We start from the raw sequence: 13,092 nt of genomic DNA on the forward strand, positions 1-13,092 counted from the left end.
GATGGTCGCCATGGCCTTCAACCTGCGCCGCTGGGCCGCCCTGCAACCCGCCTGACCAAGCCCGGAATCCGCCCCAAACCCGCCGGGCCGACCCGGAAGAGCCCATCTCACCCGCATGAGCCCCCGCCTCACCGCCCCAAGCTAACAGCTGGGCCGTAATGCAACGGTTCCGCAAGGGGAGAAGGACGTCAGCCTTCCCCCGCAATCTTCCGCAGCGCCTCTTCAAACGCCGCCGCCGGCTGGCCGCCGCTGATCAGGTGCTTGCCCTCCACCACCACAGCCGGCACCGAGGTGATCCCCCGCGCCCGCCACAGCTCCTCGGCGGCGCGCACCTCCGGCGCATACCGCCCCGAGGCCAGCACCTCGCCCGCCTCGGCCCGGTCCAGCCCGGCGGCCTCGGCGGCCTGGGTCAGGACCCCGGCGTCGGTCAGGTTGCGGTTCTCGGTGAAGTGGGCGGTGAACAGGGCGCGCTTCAGCGCCTCCTGTTTGTCGGGCGCCGTCTCATGCGCCCAGTGCAGCAGGCGGTGGGCGTCAAAGGTGTTCCAGATGCGGCTGTCGTCGCCCATCCGCATGTCGAAGCCGACCTCGGCGGCGCGCTCGCGGATCATGACGCGGTTGGCCGCCGACTGCTCCGGCGTCGCGCCGTATTTGCGGCCGATGTGCTCGACGATGTTCTCGCCCTCGGGCGCCATCTGCGGGTTGAGCTCGAACGGCTGGAAGGTGATGTCCGCCGCGACGCCCTCGCCCTTCAGCGTCTCCAGGGCCGTCGTCAGCCCGCCCAGCCCCACCACGCACCAGGGGCAGACCACGTCCGAGACGAAGTCGATCTTCAGGGTTTTCAGGGCGGGGGCGGCGTCGGTCATGGCGGTTCCTCGGACGTGTTATCCGCACCATATAGTGTTGCTGATTACCAGCGCCAGCCCCTTCCGGGGAGGACTTACGCCCCCTTGCGGCCCATCAGCGGCGTCAGCAGGGTGTTGACCTCGTCCATCTGGCCGTGGCCCACGGCGGCGCGCCGTTCCAGCTCGTTGGCGCGGGCCTGCAAGGCGCGGGCCTGCGCCGCGCGGGGATCGTCCTCGGGCACGGCCTCCAGTTCGGGGCGCCGCGCCTCCAGCTCGGCCAGCAGTTCGTCAAAGCGGGCCTGGTTCATCGCCTCGCCCTGTTCGAACAGGGCGATCGCCTCTTCCAGAGCGGTCTCAAAGGCGGTTTGTTCGGGCATGACAGGCTCCCCATTTATGCTCACGCTTATCAATGGGCGAGACGGGCGCCGGGTTCCGTCTCGACCGCATGGCGGGAAGCGTTTAGGCGTCGATTTTCCCCGCCGACCCGACCGGAGCCCCTGATGCGGCCCTTCTCCCTGCTGACGCCCGCCGCCTCCGCCCTGGCCCTGGGCGCCGCCCTGCTGCTGGCCGCCTGCGAGCCGCGCCTATCGTCCCCGGTCATGACCGCTGCGACCGAGGGCGCTACCTGCGCCGTCCCCGCCGACCTGACCCCCGCCCGCCCCTATACGCCGCCCGCCGACGAGGTCGCCGCCGACGTGCCGGTCGCCTTCAACATGCTGGCCGTCAGCTGGTCGCCCCAGGCCTGCCGCTCGGGCAAGGACTACCCGGACGAGCGTTACCAGTGCGCTCAGAACCAGTTCGGCCTGACCCTGCACGGCCTCTGGCCCAATGGCGCGGACAACAAGCACCCGCGCTACTGCGCCGCTCCGGGCCCGGCCATCCCGGTCGCGACGGTGAAGAAGCACTTCTGCATGACCCCCTCGCCGTCCTTGCAGCAGCACGAATGGGCCGCCCATGGGACCTGCGGCTGGGACAGCCCCGAGGCCTATTTCGAACAGGCCGCCCGCATGTGGAACGGCCTGAACAAGCCGGATCTGGAGGCCATCCCGGCCGAGCGCCTGACCGCCGGCGCCATCCGCGACGCCTTCGTCGCCGCCAATCCCGGCCTGCCGCGCGACGGCGTCTTCGTCGCCACCACCGACGGCTGGTTCCGCGAAGCCCGCCTCTGCTACTCCAAGGCCTACCAGCCCATGGCCTGCCCGCGCGGCCTCGGCGCCCCCGACCGCGAGCGGCTGAAGCTGGCCCCCACCGGCGTCTCGGGCGGCGTGCAAACTGCTCCTTAACCAAAGCGGCCCAGCTTCATCGGCGCGGTCCCTGTGGGCCGCCTTGTGGAGCGCCGCCGATGTCGACCGTGCTGACCCAGAGCTATCGCCGCCAGCGGGATCATTTCGAACCGCAGGATCAGGACCCGCAGGAGCAGCGCCGCCTGCGCGGCCTGCTGGAGCAGATCGACTACGCGGCCTTCATCTCGAACCGCGAGGTGATCGCTCAGACCCTGTCGCGGGTGGATGCAGGCACCTTCCAGAAGCTGGCCGTCCTGACCGCCAACGCCCGCGCCCGCTGGGCCGCCGAGGCCGTGCGCCTGTCGGAATCCGGCTCGGCCGTGACGGTGGACCAGACCGCTCGCCTCACCGCCGCCCGCACCGCCTACGAGGAACTGGCCGAGGCCTACGAGGCCCTGCGCCGCATGGTCGAACGCGGCTACCTGACCTTGCGCTAGGCGTGGAGCCTAGCCCCGCTCGACCCGGTTCCGGCCCGTCTGCTTGGCGCGATACAGGGCCTCGTCAGCGGCCTTGATCAGGTAGTTTTCGTCCGGGTGGCCGCCGTGTTCGGCCACGCCGATCGAGGCGGTGACGCTGAAGGTCTCAAGCCCTCCCGCCTTGATCTCACGTCCTTGCAGGGCGGCGCGGACGCGCTCGGCGATGGCCATGGCCTGATCCATGCGCGTCTCGACCAGCACCACCAGGAACTCCTCGCCGCCGTAACGGAAGACGAAGTCGCTGGGCCGGACGTTCTCGGTGATCGCCTCGGCCACCTGACGCAGCACCTCGTCGCCGGCCTGGTGCCCGCGCGTATCGTTGACGCTCTTGAAGTGGTCCACGTCGATCAGCATCACCGACAGGGCGCTCTTGTTGGCGTTGGCGAAGCCGATCTCGCGGCTCAGGATCGAGGGCAGGAAGCGGCGGTTCAGCGCCCGCGTCAGGGGATCGCGCCCGTTCTCCATGTCGCCCAGGACCTGGAACATCTCGTTCAACAGATAGGCGACCTCCTCCACCGCCGCCTGCAAGGCCTTCAGAGCCTCGGCGCGGTCGCCGCCGCTGTCGGGCTCCAGCCGGAGCAGCAGTTCGCCGTCGATCCGCGCCATGGCCTGGTTCAGCGCCACCAGATGCGGCGAGGTCTCGAACAGGAAGCCCGCGCGGTGGCGAATCCACAGGCCGAAGGGCGAGTTGGCCATGGCCTCGCACCCGTCGACGGCGCCGTTGCCCAGGATGCGGAACAGGGTCTTCTGGCCCCATTCCATCAGGCTGGCGCGCTGGCTCTCGCGCTCCAGATTGACGTCCTGATCCAGCGAGAACAGGCGATAGGCCTCGTCCAGCCGGGCCCGGTTCATGGTCCCCTTCACATAGGACTGGCTCATCAGGCGGATGGCCGCGTCGATGCGCTCGTCGATCAGGCGGAACTGGCGGAAGCCGTCGGCCTCGCTCTCCAGCAGATCAGCGAGGCGGGCCTTCAGGACCGAGGCGCCGGCCATGACCAGATGCACCGGAATCTTGATGCGGGCGTGAACCTCGCCGATCTTGATCTGACGGGCGACGAAGGCGGCGTCGTTCGCATCCTCGGTCGTGTCCAGCAGGTCCAGCAGCCAGTCGTGCAGCGACCGGCTCAACCGCTCCTGAACAATCGAGTGATGCAGGAAGGCCTTGGCCTCCGGGTCGTCCAGCAGCGTGTCGTAGAAGGCCTTGACCAGGCTGTCGGCGTGCGCGTTCAGCAGCGCCCGAACCGCCGCCGCCGCCGCGCCCTTGTGCCCCTCGCCGCCGAAACGGGCGGCGAATGCTGCTGGGTTCGAGGTTGGCATAGGCATGACTCACGCGACATTGACTGGGGGCCGGCAGAACGTCCCGACCCGCGCGACCCTATCCGACCTCGGCCATAGCCGGGCCGGACAAGGCGGACAAGCGCCTGCACAGCCGTCAAACGCCGTGATCTCAGCGCGCAGCCTAAGCTGCGGCCTGTCTTAGTCCAGCGGCTGCGGCTTGGTGATCACCGGGGCGTCAGGGTCGCTTTGCGAGGGCCGCGCGGCGGTCGGCGGCGGCCCCGCGGGCTGAACGGGCTCCGGCGCGGGCGCCACCACCACGACGGGCGGCGGCGTAACCGGCGCGGCGGACGTGGTCGCCGCGGGCCTCGTCGCGGCGGCGGGCGAAGCCGTATTCGCGGCCAGGGTTTCAGGCGAAGCGGCGGCGCGGCGCGGCGCGGCCTCTCGGACGAGGGCAGGCGTCGGGGCAGGCGTCGGGGCTGGCGCCGTGGAGGGCGTCAGCGGCGCCGCGACCGCAGCCGGCGCCGCCTCGACCGCCGGAACGGCCAGCGCCGCATCCGGCGCGACCGGAACCTCAGGCGCGGACGGCGTCGCCGGTTCGCTGTTCGAGCGCGTGATCAGCCAGGTGGCCACCGGCGCCCCGATCACCACCACGGCGGCGGCGGCGATGTAGAGGGGCGTGCGGCTGCGGGCCGGGGCCTTCACAGGGGTCGCCGCCCGGGGCGCCTCCAGCACAGGCTCGGCCAGGACGGGACGCGGCGCCGGTTCAGGCGCGGGCGCGGGAGCCGCCTCCGGCGCGCGGGCCGCGACCGGCGCCGCCGGCAAGGCCCGAGGCGTCAAATCGACGGGCGCAGTCGGCGCCGCCGGGGCGGCCGGAGCGGCGGCGCGTGCAGGCTGCGACGGGCTCTGAGACGGGCTCTGAGACTGGGGCGCAGACGGCATCGGCGCCGTCAGCAGGTTCGGCGCAGCGTTCGCTTGCGGCGCCCGGCGTTGCGGCACCAGGGAGGCGCCGAACATACCGCTCGACGCGGCGGACGGACGCGGCGCGGACGCCGCCGGTGCAGTCGGTAGAGGCGCAGGCTTCGGCGCTTGCGGCGCCTGGGGCGTCACGGGCGGCATCAGGCCTGTGCCGCGCGGCAGCGGACCGGCGATGAAGGTCGTCTGGGGCGGACGGCCCCACTGCACCTGGCGGCGGGCGAAGGGAACAGACTTGTCGTCGGCGTCGGACATTCGGGCTCCGGCGCCGGGCGGCGCGCATCACGAGAAGGGTCGGCAGACCCTCAAACTGCTGAGCGAGTTCGGCGGTTTCGTGACATGCCGAACCCGTTCAGTTCTTCAGACGATAGCCTGTCTTGAAGATCCAGCCCACCACCGCCAGACAGGCGAAGAAGAAGCCCAGCGTCGCCGTCAGGCTCAACCCCACGCTGACGTCGCCGATCCCGTAGAAGGCCCAACGGAAGCCCGAGATCAGATAGACCACCGGGTTGAACAGCGTCACCGTGCGCCAGCCGTCCGGCAGCATGTCGATCGAATAGAAGGCCCCGCCCAGGAAGGTCAGGGGCGTGACGATCAGCATGGGGATCATCTGCAATTGTTCGAAATTCTGCGCCCAGACCCCGATGATGAAGCCGAACAGGCTGAAGGTCGTGGAGATCAGGATCAGGAAGGCCAGCATCCAGAAGGGGTGCAATATCTGCAAAGGCACGAACAGGGCCGCCGTCGCCAGGATGATCAGCCCCAGCACCGCCGACTTGGTCGCCGCCGCCCCGACATAGGCGATGACGATCTCCAGCGGACTGACGGGCGCCGACAGGATCTCATAGATGGTGCCGGTGAATTTCGGGAAATAGATGCCGAATGACGCGTTGAAGATCGACTGGGTGAACAGGCTCAGCATGATCAGGCCCGGCACGATGAAGGCGCCGTAGGGCACGCCCCCGACCTCCTCCATCCGGCTGCCGATGGCCCCGCCGAAGACGACGAAGTAAAGCGCCGTGGTGATCACCGGGGTGACGATGGACTGCCACAGGGTGCGCAGGGCCCGCGCCATCTCGAACCGATAGATGGCCCAGACGCCATGTCCGTTGAACGTCATCACGCGCTCTCCCCGTCGCGGTGGACCAGGCTGACGAAGATGTCTTCCAGCGAGCTCTGGCGGGTGTTCAGATCCTTGAAGGCGACGCCCAGATCAGACAGGCGGCGCAGCAGCGACGGCACCCCGGTCTTCTCGGCGTGGGCGTCGAAAGCGTATTCCAGCTCCCCGCCCTCGTTCTGCAAACTCAGGTCCCATTCGGCCAGTTCCGGCGGGATGACCGTCATCGGCTCCTGCAGATTCAGCGTCAGGGTCTTCTTGCCCAGCTTGCGCATCAGGGTCGCGGTCTTCTCGACCAGGATCAGCTCGCCCTTCAGGATGACCCCCACTCGGTCGGCCATCTCCTCGGCCTCCTCGATATAGTGGGTGGTCAGGATGATGGTGACGCCCTGATCGCGCAGCTTGCGCACCAGGCCCCACATGTCGCGGCGCAGCTCCACGTCCACGCCCGCCGTCGGCTCATCCAGGAACAGAATCTCGGGCTCGTGGCTCAGGGCCTTGGCGATCATGACGCGGCGCTTCATCCCGCCGGACAGGGTCATGATCTTGGCGTCCTTCTTGTCCCACAGCGACAGGTCGCGCAGGACCCGCTCCACATGGGCCGGGTTCGGCGCCTTGCCGAACAGGCCCCGGCTGAAGGTGACGGTGGCCAGCACGGTCTCAAACGAATCCGTCGTCAGCTCCTGCGGCACCAGGCCGATCTTGGTGCGGGCGGCGCGATAGTCCTTCTGGATGTCATGACCGTCGGCGATCACCGTCCCGGTCGAGGGCGTGACGATGCCGCAGACGATGGAGATCATCGTCGTCTTGCCCGCCCCGTTCGGTCCCAGCAGGGCGAAGATCTCGCCCTTCTCGATCTCCAGATCAATGGGCTTCAGCGCCTGATGGCCGGACTTGTAGGTCTTGGTCAGACCCTTGATGGTGATGACTGACGGCATGGCCCCTCCCGGCGAGGCTTGGCAGATAGGCAGGCGTGGCGGCGTGCTCAAGACCCCGCCGCCGACATGTATTCCCAGCGTGAAGTCATCCGACAGGGAACGGCGGACGTAAACCTGTTTTCGTCACACGGAGGCTCCCATGCCCGTCGCCGCCCTGCCCCTGCGTCGCCTCGCCGTTGCGGCGCCGGCCGCCGCCCTGGTTCTGATGCTGGTCCTGACCCTGGCCGCCTGCGCCACGGCCCCGTCCATGAGCGAAACCCGCGCGCCCCAGCCGCTGAAACCCATCGACGCCGAACGCCTGTGGTCGGGCCGCTGGCACGAGGTGGCGCGCCTGCCCATGAAGATCACCGACGGCTGCGTAGCCGGCGCCAGCATCTATGCCTTGACCGCGCCGACCCGCGTCGCCGTGCGCGACACCTGCCAGGTCGGCACGCCCCAGGGCCGCGAGAAGGCCATCGAGGGTCGCGGCGAAATCCTCGACCCCGGCATGAACGCCAAGCTGCGGGTCAAATACCTGTGGGGCTTCATCACCTGGGACTACTGGGTGCTGGACCGGGCCGAGGACTATAGCTGGTTCATCTCGTCGGACCCGACCTTCGACAAGCTGTTCATCTATACGCGCGAGGTCCCGACCCCCGACCAGCTGGCGCGTCTGACGCGACGGGCGGGCGAACTGGGCTATGATGTCAGCCGACTGGAGTTCCCCGCCCTGCCCGAACGCTGAGGAGACTTTGCATGAGCCGTCGCCGCCTCGTCGCCGCCCTGCCCCTGCTGACGGCGCTCGCCGCCTGCGGCACGGAAAGCGCCCTGCCGGAAAGCGTCGGCTACGGCGCCGCCCCGCAGCTGCCCGAGGCCCGGCCTCAGACCATCCCCACGGTCAAGATCGCCCCCGTCGTCGGCTGGCCCGAGGGCCGCACCCCGGTCGCGGCCCTCGGGCTGGCGGTCGACGCCTTCGCCACAGGCCTGGACCACCCGCGCTGGCTCTATGAACTGCCCAACGGCGACGTCTTGGTCGCTGAAAGCAACGCCCCGCCCAAGCCGGACGACAAGAAGGGCGGGCTGCGCGGCTGGATTCAGGGCCTGGTCATGGGCAAGGCGGGCGCGGGCGTGCCCAGCGCGAACCGCATCACCCTGCTGCGCGACGCCGACGGCGACGGCGTCGCGGAAACGAAGACCGTCTTCCTGTCCGGCCTGACCTCGCCCTTCGGCATGGCCCTGGTCGGCGACCGCCTGTTCATCGCCAACGCCGACGCCGTGGTCGCCGTCCCCTACCAGACCGGCCAGACCCAGATCGCCGCGACGCCGGTCAAGGTCGCGGACCTGCCCGCCGGCCGCAATCACCACTGGACCAAGAGCCTGGTCGCCTCGGCGGACGGGTCGAAACTCTATGTCGGCGTCGGCTCCAACTCCAACGTCGGCGAGAACGGCCTAGACGAGGAAGTCGACCGCGCCGCCGTGCTGGAGATCGACCCGGCCACCGGCTCGCGCCGCGTCTTCGCCTCAGGTCTGCGCAACCCGGTCGGCATGGCCTGGAACCCCGAGGACGGTCGCCTGTGGGTCTCGGTCAATGAGCGCGACGAGATCGGCGACGACCTGGTGCCCGACTACATGACCTCGGTGACGCCCGGCGGCTTCTACGGCTGGCCGTGGAGCTACTATGGCCAGACAGTCGATGCGCGGGTCCAGCCGCCGCGCCCCGACATGGTGGCGAAAGCCATCAAGCCCGACTACGCCCTCGGCTCTCACACCGCCTCTCTGGGCCTGACCTTCTATACCGGCGCCCTGATGCCCCAGTGGCGCAACGGGGCCATCATCGGCCAGCACGGCTCATGGAACCGCAACCCGCCCGCAGGCTACAAGGTCATCTTCGTCCCCTTCAGCGGCGGCAAGCCGGCGGGTCCGCCTCAAGACGTCCTGACCGGCTTCCGCAACGAAAAAGGCGAAGCCATGGGCCGCCCGGTCGGGGTCCTGGGCGTCCGCTCCGGCGCCCTGCTGGTGGCCGACGACGTGGGCGACGTCATCTGGCGCGTCACGCCCGCCCGCCCCTGAACAGCGAAAAGGCCCGGCGCGAACCGGGCCTTGCCTTCTTCAATCTCGCCGCGATCAGGTCGTCGGCGTGATCACGATCGGCGCGGGAGCGGCGGACGAGGCGACGGGCGCCGCCGGGGCTTCGATCATCGGCGCGGCGGGCTGGGGCGCATTCGTCTGGGGCGCGACCGACAGATAGGGCTGCGGCCCCGTGGGCGCGACCGGCGCCTCGACCGCTTCCGGCGCGGCGGCGCGCGGGGCGGCGGCGCGCGGGGCGGCGCGGGCGGCCCGCGCCGGAGCGACGGGAGCCGCACGACGCTCCACCGGCGCCGCTGCTGACGACGGAATCGGCGCAGCGGTGGTCAGCTCAGCCGGGGTCTGCATCGGCATCGACGGCAACGGCGCCGTCTCCGACGCGGCGAGTTGCGCCGCCAGAGGGGCGAAGGGCGCCGCCTCCTCGGGCGGGGCCGCCGGCTGCATCAGCATGGCCGCCGCCGCGCCGCCGACCGCCAGCACGCCCAGGGGCGCCAGGATCATCCAGGTCTTGACGGGCTTTTTCGACTTGCGCGCGCCGCTGCGGGCATAGACCGGCACATAGGCCGCGCTGTCGACACGGGCGGCGGGGCGGGCGGCGGCGGGGCGAACTTGATCGGTATAGGTCACGGACATGATGTCTTCTCCTTATCCAGGTCCCCACAACACTGGTCAAAAAAGCAAGGTTCCGCGAATAACGCCCTCGCCTCGAAGAAACACCATCCCCGCCACAGTTCAGGCGAAAGCATGATCAAGTCATACGACTGTCATCCTTGGCGCCCTTGCTTGCCTCTGGTCCGGCCCCGGTTGACGTAACGTCGCGCAAGAACCTTACCCTGCGTCATGCAAAGCGAGGTCCAAGCATCGCATTCGCGAAACATTGTGGCGATGCGCCGCTTCGACCTGTTGACCCGTCGCCGCCTCCCGTTCATCACCGTTAAAAGACGAATTTCGGGAAGAGGCGGCGCAACCATGGGTCTGGCAGCGAACATCCGGCGCGATATCAGGTTCGCGAGCGGGCTGTACCGCCTCCTGAAGCGCATCAAGCCCATCACCCTCGACAGCGACGTCCTGCTCTGTGACGACATCGAGGAAGCGGTCGACAAGTTCTCGGACAATGTCGCGCTCGAGGACGAAAACCGCCGCCTGACCTATCGCGAGCTGGACGCCCTGGCCAACCGCTACGCCCACTGGGCCAAGGCGCGGAACCTGAAGCGGTCCGACGTCATCGCCCTGGTGATGCATAACCGGGTCGAATACCTGGCCGCCTGGATCGGCTTCTCAAAGGTCGGCGTGGCCACGGCCCTGATCAACACCAATCTGACCGGCCAGGCTCTGGCCCACTGCCTGACCATCTCCAACGCCTTCAACGTGGTGACGGATCAGGACTGCTGGCGCGCGGTGGAAGACGCCCGCCCCTTCGTCGACCGCAACCTGATGAGCTGGGTTCACGGCCTGGCCGACGAAGATGAAACCAACGACCGCCGCGACATCGACAACGCGGTGCGCAGCGCCTCCTCGGTGCGCCCGGACAAGGGTCTGCGCAGCGGCCTGACCAATCGCGACACGGCCCTGTTCATCTTCACCTCGGGCACCACCGGCCTGCCCAAGGCCGCGCGCATCCCCCATTCACGCGCCCGCACCTATATGCGCGCCTTCGCCGGGGCCACGGCCTCGACCCCCAAGGACGCCCTCTACAACTGCCTGCCGCTCTATCACTCGACCGGCGGCCTGGTGGGGGTCGGCTCCATCCTGCTGAACGGCGGGCGGATGATCATTCGCCGCCGCTTCTCCTCGACGAACTTCTGGCCCGACGTGAAGACCTCGGGCGCCACCATGTTCGTCTATATCGGCGAGCTGTGCCGCTATCTGGTCAACTGCCCGCCCAATGAGGACGAGCGCGCCCACAAGCTGCGGCTGGCCTTCGGCAACGGCCTGCGCCCCGACGTCTGGTCCGAGTTCCAGAAGCGCTTCGGCATCAAGGACATCATGGAGTTCTACGGCTCCACCGAGGGCAATGTCTCCCTGTTCAACTTCGACGGCAAGGCGGGCGCCATCGGCCGCGTGCCCCGCTATCTGAAGTCGCAGATCAACATCCGCCTGATCGCGCTGGACCCGGAAACGGGCGAGCCCCTGCGTCGCGCCGACGGCATGTGCCAGCTGGTCTCGGTCGGTGAAACGGGCGAAGCCATCGGCCAGATCGCCGCCGACATCCGCCACGACTTTTCGGGCTACGCCGACAAGAAGGCCTCCGAGAAAAAGATCCTCACCGACGTCTTCAAGAAGGGCGACCGCTGGTTCCGCACCGGCGACCTGATGCGCCAGGACCGCGAGGGCTATTTCTACTTCATGGACCGCCTGGGCGACACCTACCGCTGGAAGGGCGAGAACGTCTCCACCGCCGAGGTCGAGCAGCGCCTGCATGACGCCCCGGGCGTTCAGGAAGTCATCGCCTACGGCGTCGCCGTCCCCGGCCAGGAAGGCAAGGCGGGCATGGCCGGTCTGGTGATGGAGGGCAAGTTCGACCCCGCCGCCTTCGCCGCCTACGCCGACGAGCAACTGCCGCCCTACGCCCGCCCCGTCTTCCTGCGCCTGATGAAGTCCGCCGAGACCACCGGCACCTTCAAGTACCGCAAGGTCGACCTGGTCGCCGACGGCTTCGATCTGGAAAAGGTCGAGGGCGCCGTCTACGTGCGCGGCGGCAAGACCGGCTATCAGAAGCTGACCGCCAAGGCCTATCAGGCCATCATCGACGGCACGACGCGACTCTGAGGTGCGACATCCTGCGCCGCTTTCACGTCCCGAACCGGGATTCGTGAAACCCGCCCTTAAGCATTAACGCCGATAACGGGCGTCCTGAGCCTTCTCCTCCAGGACGTCCGACCGCCCCATGTTCCAGATTATCGGCATTGTCCTGCTGTTCGCCATGGTGTTCGGCAGCTACGTCCTGGCGGGCGGCAAGTTCGGCGTCATCATGCACGCCCTGCCGCACGAGTTCATGGCCATCGGCGGCGCGGGCGTCGCCGCCTTCCTGATCTCCAACAGCATGCCGGTCATCAAGGGCTCGCTCGGCGGCCTGGGCAAGACCTTCGCCGGCCCCAAGTGGAAGAAGCAGGACTACAAGGACCTGCTGTCCCTCCTGTTCCAACTGACCAAGACCATGAAGTCCAAGGGCGTCATCGCCCTGGAAAGCCACATCGAAAAGCCGGCCGAGAGCCCCATCTTCCAGAAGTACCCCAAGGTGCTGAAGGACCACTTCGCCACTGACTTCATCTGCGACACCCTGCGGATGATGACCATGAACCTCGAAGATCCGCATCAGATCGAGGACGCCATGGAAAAGCAGCTGGAGAAGCACCACCACGAGGCCCTGGCGCCCGCCCATGCCTTGCAGAACCTGGCCGACGGTCTGCCCGCCCTGGGCATCGTCGCGGCCGTCCTCGGCATCGTGAAGACGATGGGCTCGATCACCGAGCCGCCGGAAGTCCTGGGCGGCATGATCGGCGGCGCCCTGGTCGGCACCTTCCTCGGCGTCTTCCTGGCCTATGGTCTGGTCGGCCCCTTCGCCGCACGCCTGAACGCGATCATTGACGAGGAAGCGGCCTACTACAGAATCATCCGCTCCGTTCTCGTCGCCCACCTGCACGGTAACGCCGCCCAGATCTCGGTCGAGATCGGCCGCGGCGACATTCCCTCGACGGCCCAGCCCTCCTTCACCGAGATGGAAGAAGCCCTGGCCGCCGCGCCCACGGACGCCTGACCTCGGGCAAGACCACGGGAACACAGTTCCCTCACGCCGGTTCTCCACGGGTCACGTTCGCGTGCATCTCCCGTGGAGCTTCGCATGAAGGCCCTCCCGCCCCTGCTCGCCGCCTCGGTCCTGCTGGCGCTGTCGGCCTGCGATCACGCCGCCGCCCCGACGCCGTCGCCTGGCGCGGTCGAGCCCGTCGCCGTCTCCAGCGAATCGACGACGGCCTCTGAGGCTCAGGACGACGTCGCCCCGCCGCCCGGCGAATCGGTCCCGCCTCCTCGTCCGTCGCCGACGCCTCCGTCCGACGACACGCCGCCGACCGATCCCATGACCCCGCCCACGCCGCCGTCGCCCTCGGCCTGAGGCCCAAGGCG

At 68.8% G+C, this 13,092-nt stretch carries 14 protein-coding genes; 7 read left to right on the top strand and 7 right to left on the bottom strand.

The genetic code is table 11. The annotated features are described in order from the left end of the window. Window positions 1-188: 188 nt before the first annotated feature. Together DXK21_RS07895 and DXK21_RS07900 are read right to left on the bottom strand one after the other, a co-directional pair. Entirely contained in the window at window positions 189-863 is a 675-nt protein-coding gene (locus DXK21_RS07895) for a DsbA family oxidoreductase (RefSeq protein WP_114817243.1), read from the bottom strand. A gap of 74 nt (window positions 864-937) precedes the next feature. After that, window positions 938-1,219 (bottom strand): hypothetical protein, encoded by a 282-nt coding sequence (locus tag DXK21_RS07900; RefSeq protein ID WP_114817244.1) that lies wholly within the window; start codon window positions 1,217-1,219, stop codon window positions 938-940. A gap of 123 nt (window positions 1,220-1,342) precedes the next feature. On the opposite strand from DXK21_RS07900, the gene DXK21_RS07905 reads away from it, so the two are divergent. Together DXK21_RS07905 and DXK21_RS07910 are read left to right on the top strand one after the other, a co-directional pair. After that, window positions 1,343-2,125 (top strand): ribonuclease T2 family protein, encoded by a 783-nt coding sequence (locus DXK21_RS07905; protein WP_114817245.1) that lies wholly within the window; start codon window positions 1,343-1,345, stop codon window positions 2,123-2,125. A gap of 59 nt (window positions 2,126-2,184) precedes the next feature. Next, window positions 2,185-2,562 carry a hypothetical protein gene (locus DXK21_RS07910; protein WP_114817246.1) on the top strand — a complete coding sequence of 126 codons (378 nt, stop codon included), beginning with the start codon at window positions 2,185-2,187 and terminating at the stop codon, window positions 2,560-2,562. Window positions 2,563-2,571: 9 nt separating this feature from the next. Here the strand turns inward: DXK21_RS07910 and DXK21_RS07915 are convergent, their stop codons facing one another. The 4 genes from DXK21_RS07915 to DXK21_RS07930 all read right to left on the bottom strand — a co-directional run bounded on the left by DXK21_RS07915 (window position 2,572) and on the right by DXK21_RS07930 (window position 6,906). Beyond that, the gene (locus tag DXK21_RS07915) at window positions 2,572-3,918 is read right to left on the bottom strand and encodes a GGDEF domain-containing protein (RefSeq protein WP_114817247.1); all 1,347 of its coding nucleotides are present in this window, start codon (window positions 3,916-3,918) and stop codon (window positions 2,572-2,574) included. Window positions 3,919-4,077: 159 nt separating this feature from the next. Further along, window positions 4,078-5,106: a hypothetical protein gene (locus DXK21_RS07920; RefSeq protein WP_114817248.1), complete on the bottom strand. Its 1,029-nt coding sequence runs from the start codon at window positions 5,104-5,106 to the stop codon at window positions 4,078-4,080. A gap of 97 nt (window positions 5,107-5,203) precedes the next feature. Then, a complete protein-coding gene (locus DXK21_RS07925) occupies window positions 5,204-5,971 on the bottom strand; it encodes an ABC transporter permease (protein ID WP_114817249.1) in 768 nt (255 codons plus the stop codon). Continuing rightward, window positions 5,971-6,906: an ABC transporter ATP-binding protein gene (locus DXK21_RS07930; protein ID WP_114817250.1), complete on the bottom strand. Its 936-nt coding sequence runs from the start codon at window positions 6,904-6,906 to the stop codon at window positions 5,971-5,973. The genes DXK21_RS07925 and DXK21_RS07930 overlap by 1 nt, the downstream gene beginning before the upstream one ends. A 139-nt stretch (window positions 6,907-7,045) precedes the next feature. On the opposite strand from DXK21_RS07930, the gene DXK21_RS07935 reads away from it, so the two are divergent. After that, window positions 7,046-7,630: a lipocalin family protein gene (locus tag DXK21_RS07935; protein ID WP_245945143.1), complete on the top strand. Its 585-nt coding sequence runs from the start codon at window positions 7,046-7,048 to the stop codon at window positions 7,628-7,630. An 11-nt stretch (window positions 7,631-7,641) separates the two neighbouring features. Next, on the top strand, window positions 7,642-8,955 hold the full coding sequence (locus DXK21_RS07940) for a PQQ-dependent sugar dehydrogenase (protein WP_114817251.1): 1,314 nt from the start codon (window positions 7,642-7,644) through the stop codon (window positions 8,953-8,955). 54 nt (window positions 8,956-9,009) lie between these two features. Here the strand turns inward: DXK21_RS07940 and DXK21_RS07945 are convergent, their stop codons facing one another. Next, window positions 9,010-9,603, bottom strand: coding sequence for a hypothetical protein (locus tag DXK21_RS07945; RefSeq protein ID WP_114817252.1), 594 nt, complete (start codon window positions 9,601-9,603; stop codon window positions 9,010-9,012). Between the two features lie 336 nt (window positions 9,604-9,939). On the opposite strand from DXK21_RS07945, the gene DXK21_RS07950 reads away from it, so the two are divergent. From DXK21_RS07950 to DXK21_RS07960, 3 genes are all read left to right on the top strand, one after another. Then, on the top strand, window positions 9,940-11,739 hold the full coding sequence (locus DXK21_RS07950; protein WP_114817253.1) for a long-chain-acyl-CoA synthetase: 1,800 nt from the start codon (window positions 9,940-9,942) through the stop codon (window positions 11,737-11,739). Window positions 11,740-11,857: 118 nt separating this feature from the next. Continuing rightward, window positions 11,858-12,727, top strand: coding sequence for a flagellar motor stator protein MotA (motA, locus tag DXK21_RS07955; RefSeq protein WP_114817254.1), 870 nt, complete (start codon window positions 11,858-11,860; stop codon window positions 12,725-12,727). An 84-nt stretch (window positions 12,728-12,811) separates the two neighbouring features. Next, on the top strand, window positions 12,812-13,081 hold the full coding sequence (locus tag DXK21_RS07960) for a hypothetical protein (RefSeq protein ID WP_114817255.1): 270 nt from the start codon (window positions 12,812-12,814) through the stop codon (window positions 13,079-13,081). Window positions 13,082-13,092 lie beyond the last annotated feature (11 nt).

The organism is Brevundimonas bullata (assembly GCF_003350205.1).
In the GTDB taxonomy this organism is placed as follows: Bacteria; Pseudomonadota; Alphaproteobacteria; order Caulobacterales; family Caulobacteraceae; genus Brevundimonas; species Brevundimonas bullata.

Coding starts and splice junctions, on each gene's coding strand:
- DXK21_RS07930 (WP_114817250.1), bottom strand. CDS start 6,906: ATGCCGTCAGTCATCACCATCAAGGGTCTGACCAAGACCTACAAGTCC.
- DXK21_RS07935 (WP_245945143.1), top strand. CDS start 7,046: ATGCCCGTCGCCGCCCTGCCCCTGCGTCGCCTCGCCGTTGCGGCGCCG.
- DXK21_RS07900 (WP_114817244.1), bottom strand. CDS start 1,219: ATGCCCGAACAAACCGCCTTTGAGACCGCTCTGGAAGAGGCGATCGCC.
- DXK21_RS07910 (WP_114817246.1), top strand. CDS start 2,185: ATGTCGACCGTGCTGACCCAGAGCTATCGCCGCCAGCGGGATCATTTC.
- DXK21_RS07915 (WP_114817247.1), bottom strand. CDS start 3,918: ATGCCAACCTCGAACCCAGCAGCATTCGCCGCCCGTTTCGGCGGCGAG.
- DXK21_RS07925 (WP_114817249.1), bottom strand. CDS start 5,971: ATGACGTTCAACGGACATGGCGTCTGGGCCATCTATCGGTTCGAGATG.
- DXK21_RS07920 (WP_114817248.1), bottom strand. CDS start 5,106: ATGTCCGACGCCGACGACAAGTCTGTTCCCTTCGCCCGCCGCCAGGTG.
- DXK21_RS07905 (WP_114817245.1), top strand. CDS start 1,343: ATGCGGCCCTTCTCCCTGCTGACGCCCGCCGCCTCCGCCCTGGCCCTG.
- DXK21_RS07960 (WP_114817255.1), top strand. CDS start 12,812: ATGAAGGCCCTCCCGCCCCTGCTCGCCGCCTCGGTCCTGCTGGCGCTG.
- DXK21_RS07895 (WP_114817243.1), bottom strand. CDS start 863: ATGACCGACGCCGCCCCCGCCCTGAAAACCCTGAAGATCGACTTCGTC.
- motA (WP_114817254.1), top strand. CDS start 11,858: ATGTTCCAGATTATCGGCATTGTCCTGCTGTTCGCCATGGTGTTCGGC.
- DXK21_RS07945 (WP_114817252.1), bottom strand. CDS start 9,603: ATGTCCGTGACCTATACCGATCAAGTTCGCCCCGCCGCCGCCCGCCCC.
- DXK21_RS07950 (WP_114817253.1), top strand. CDS start 9,940: ATGGGTCTGGCAGCGAACATCCGGCGCGATATCAGGTTCGCGAGCGGG.
- DXK21_RS07940 (WP_114817251.1), top strand. CDS start 7,642: ATGAGCCGTCGCCGCCTCGTCGCCGCCCTGCCCCTGCTGACGGCGCTC.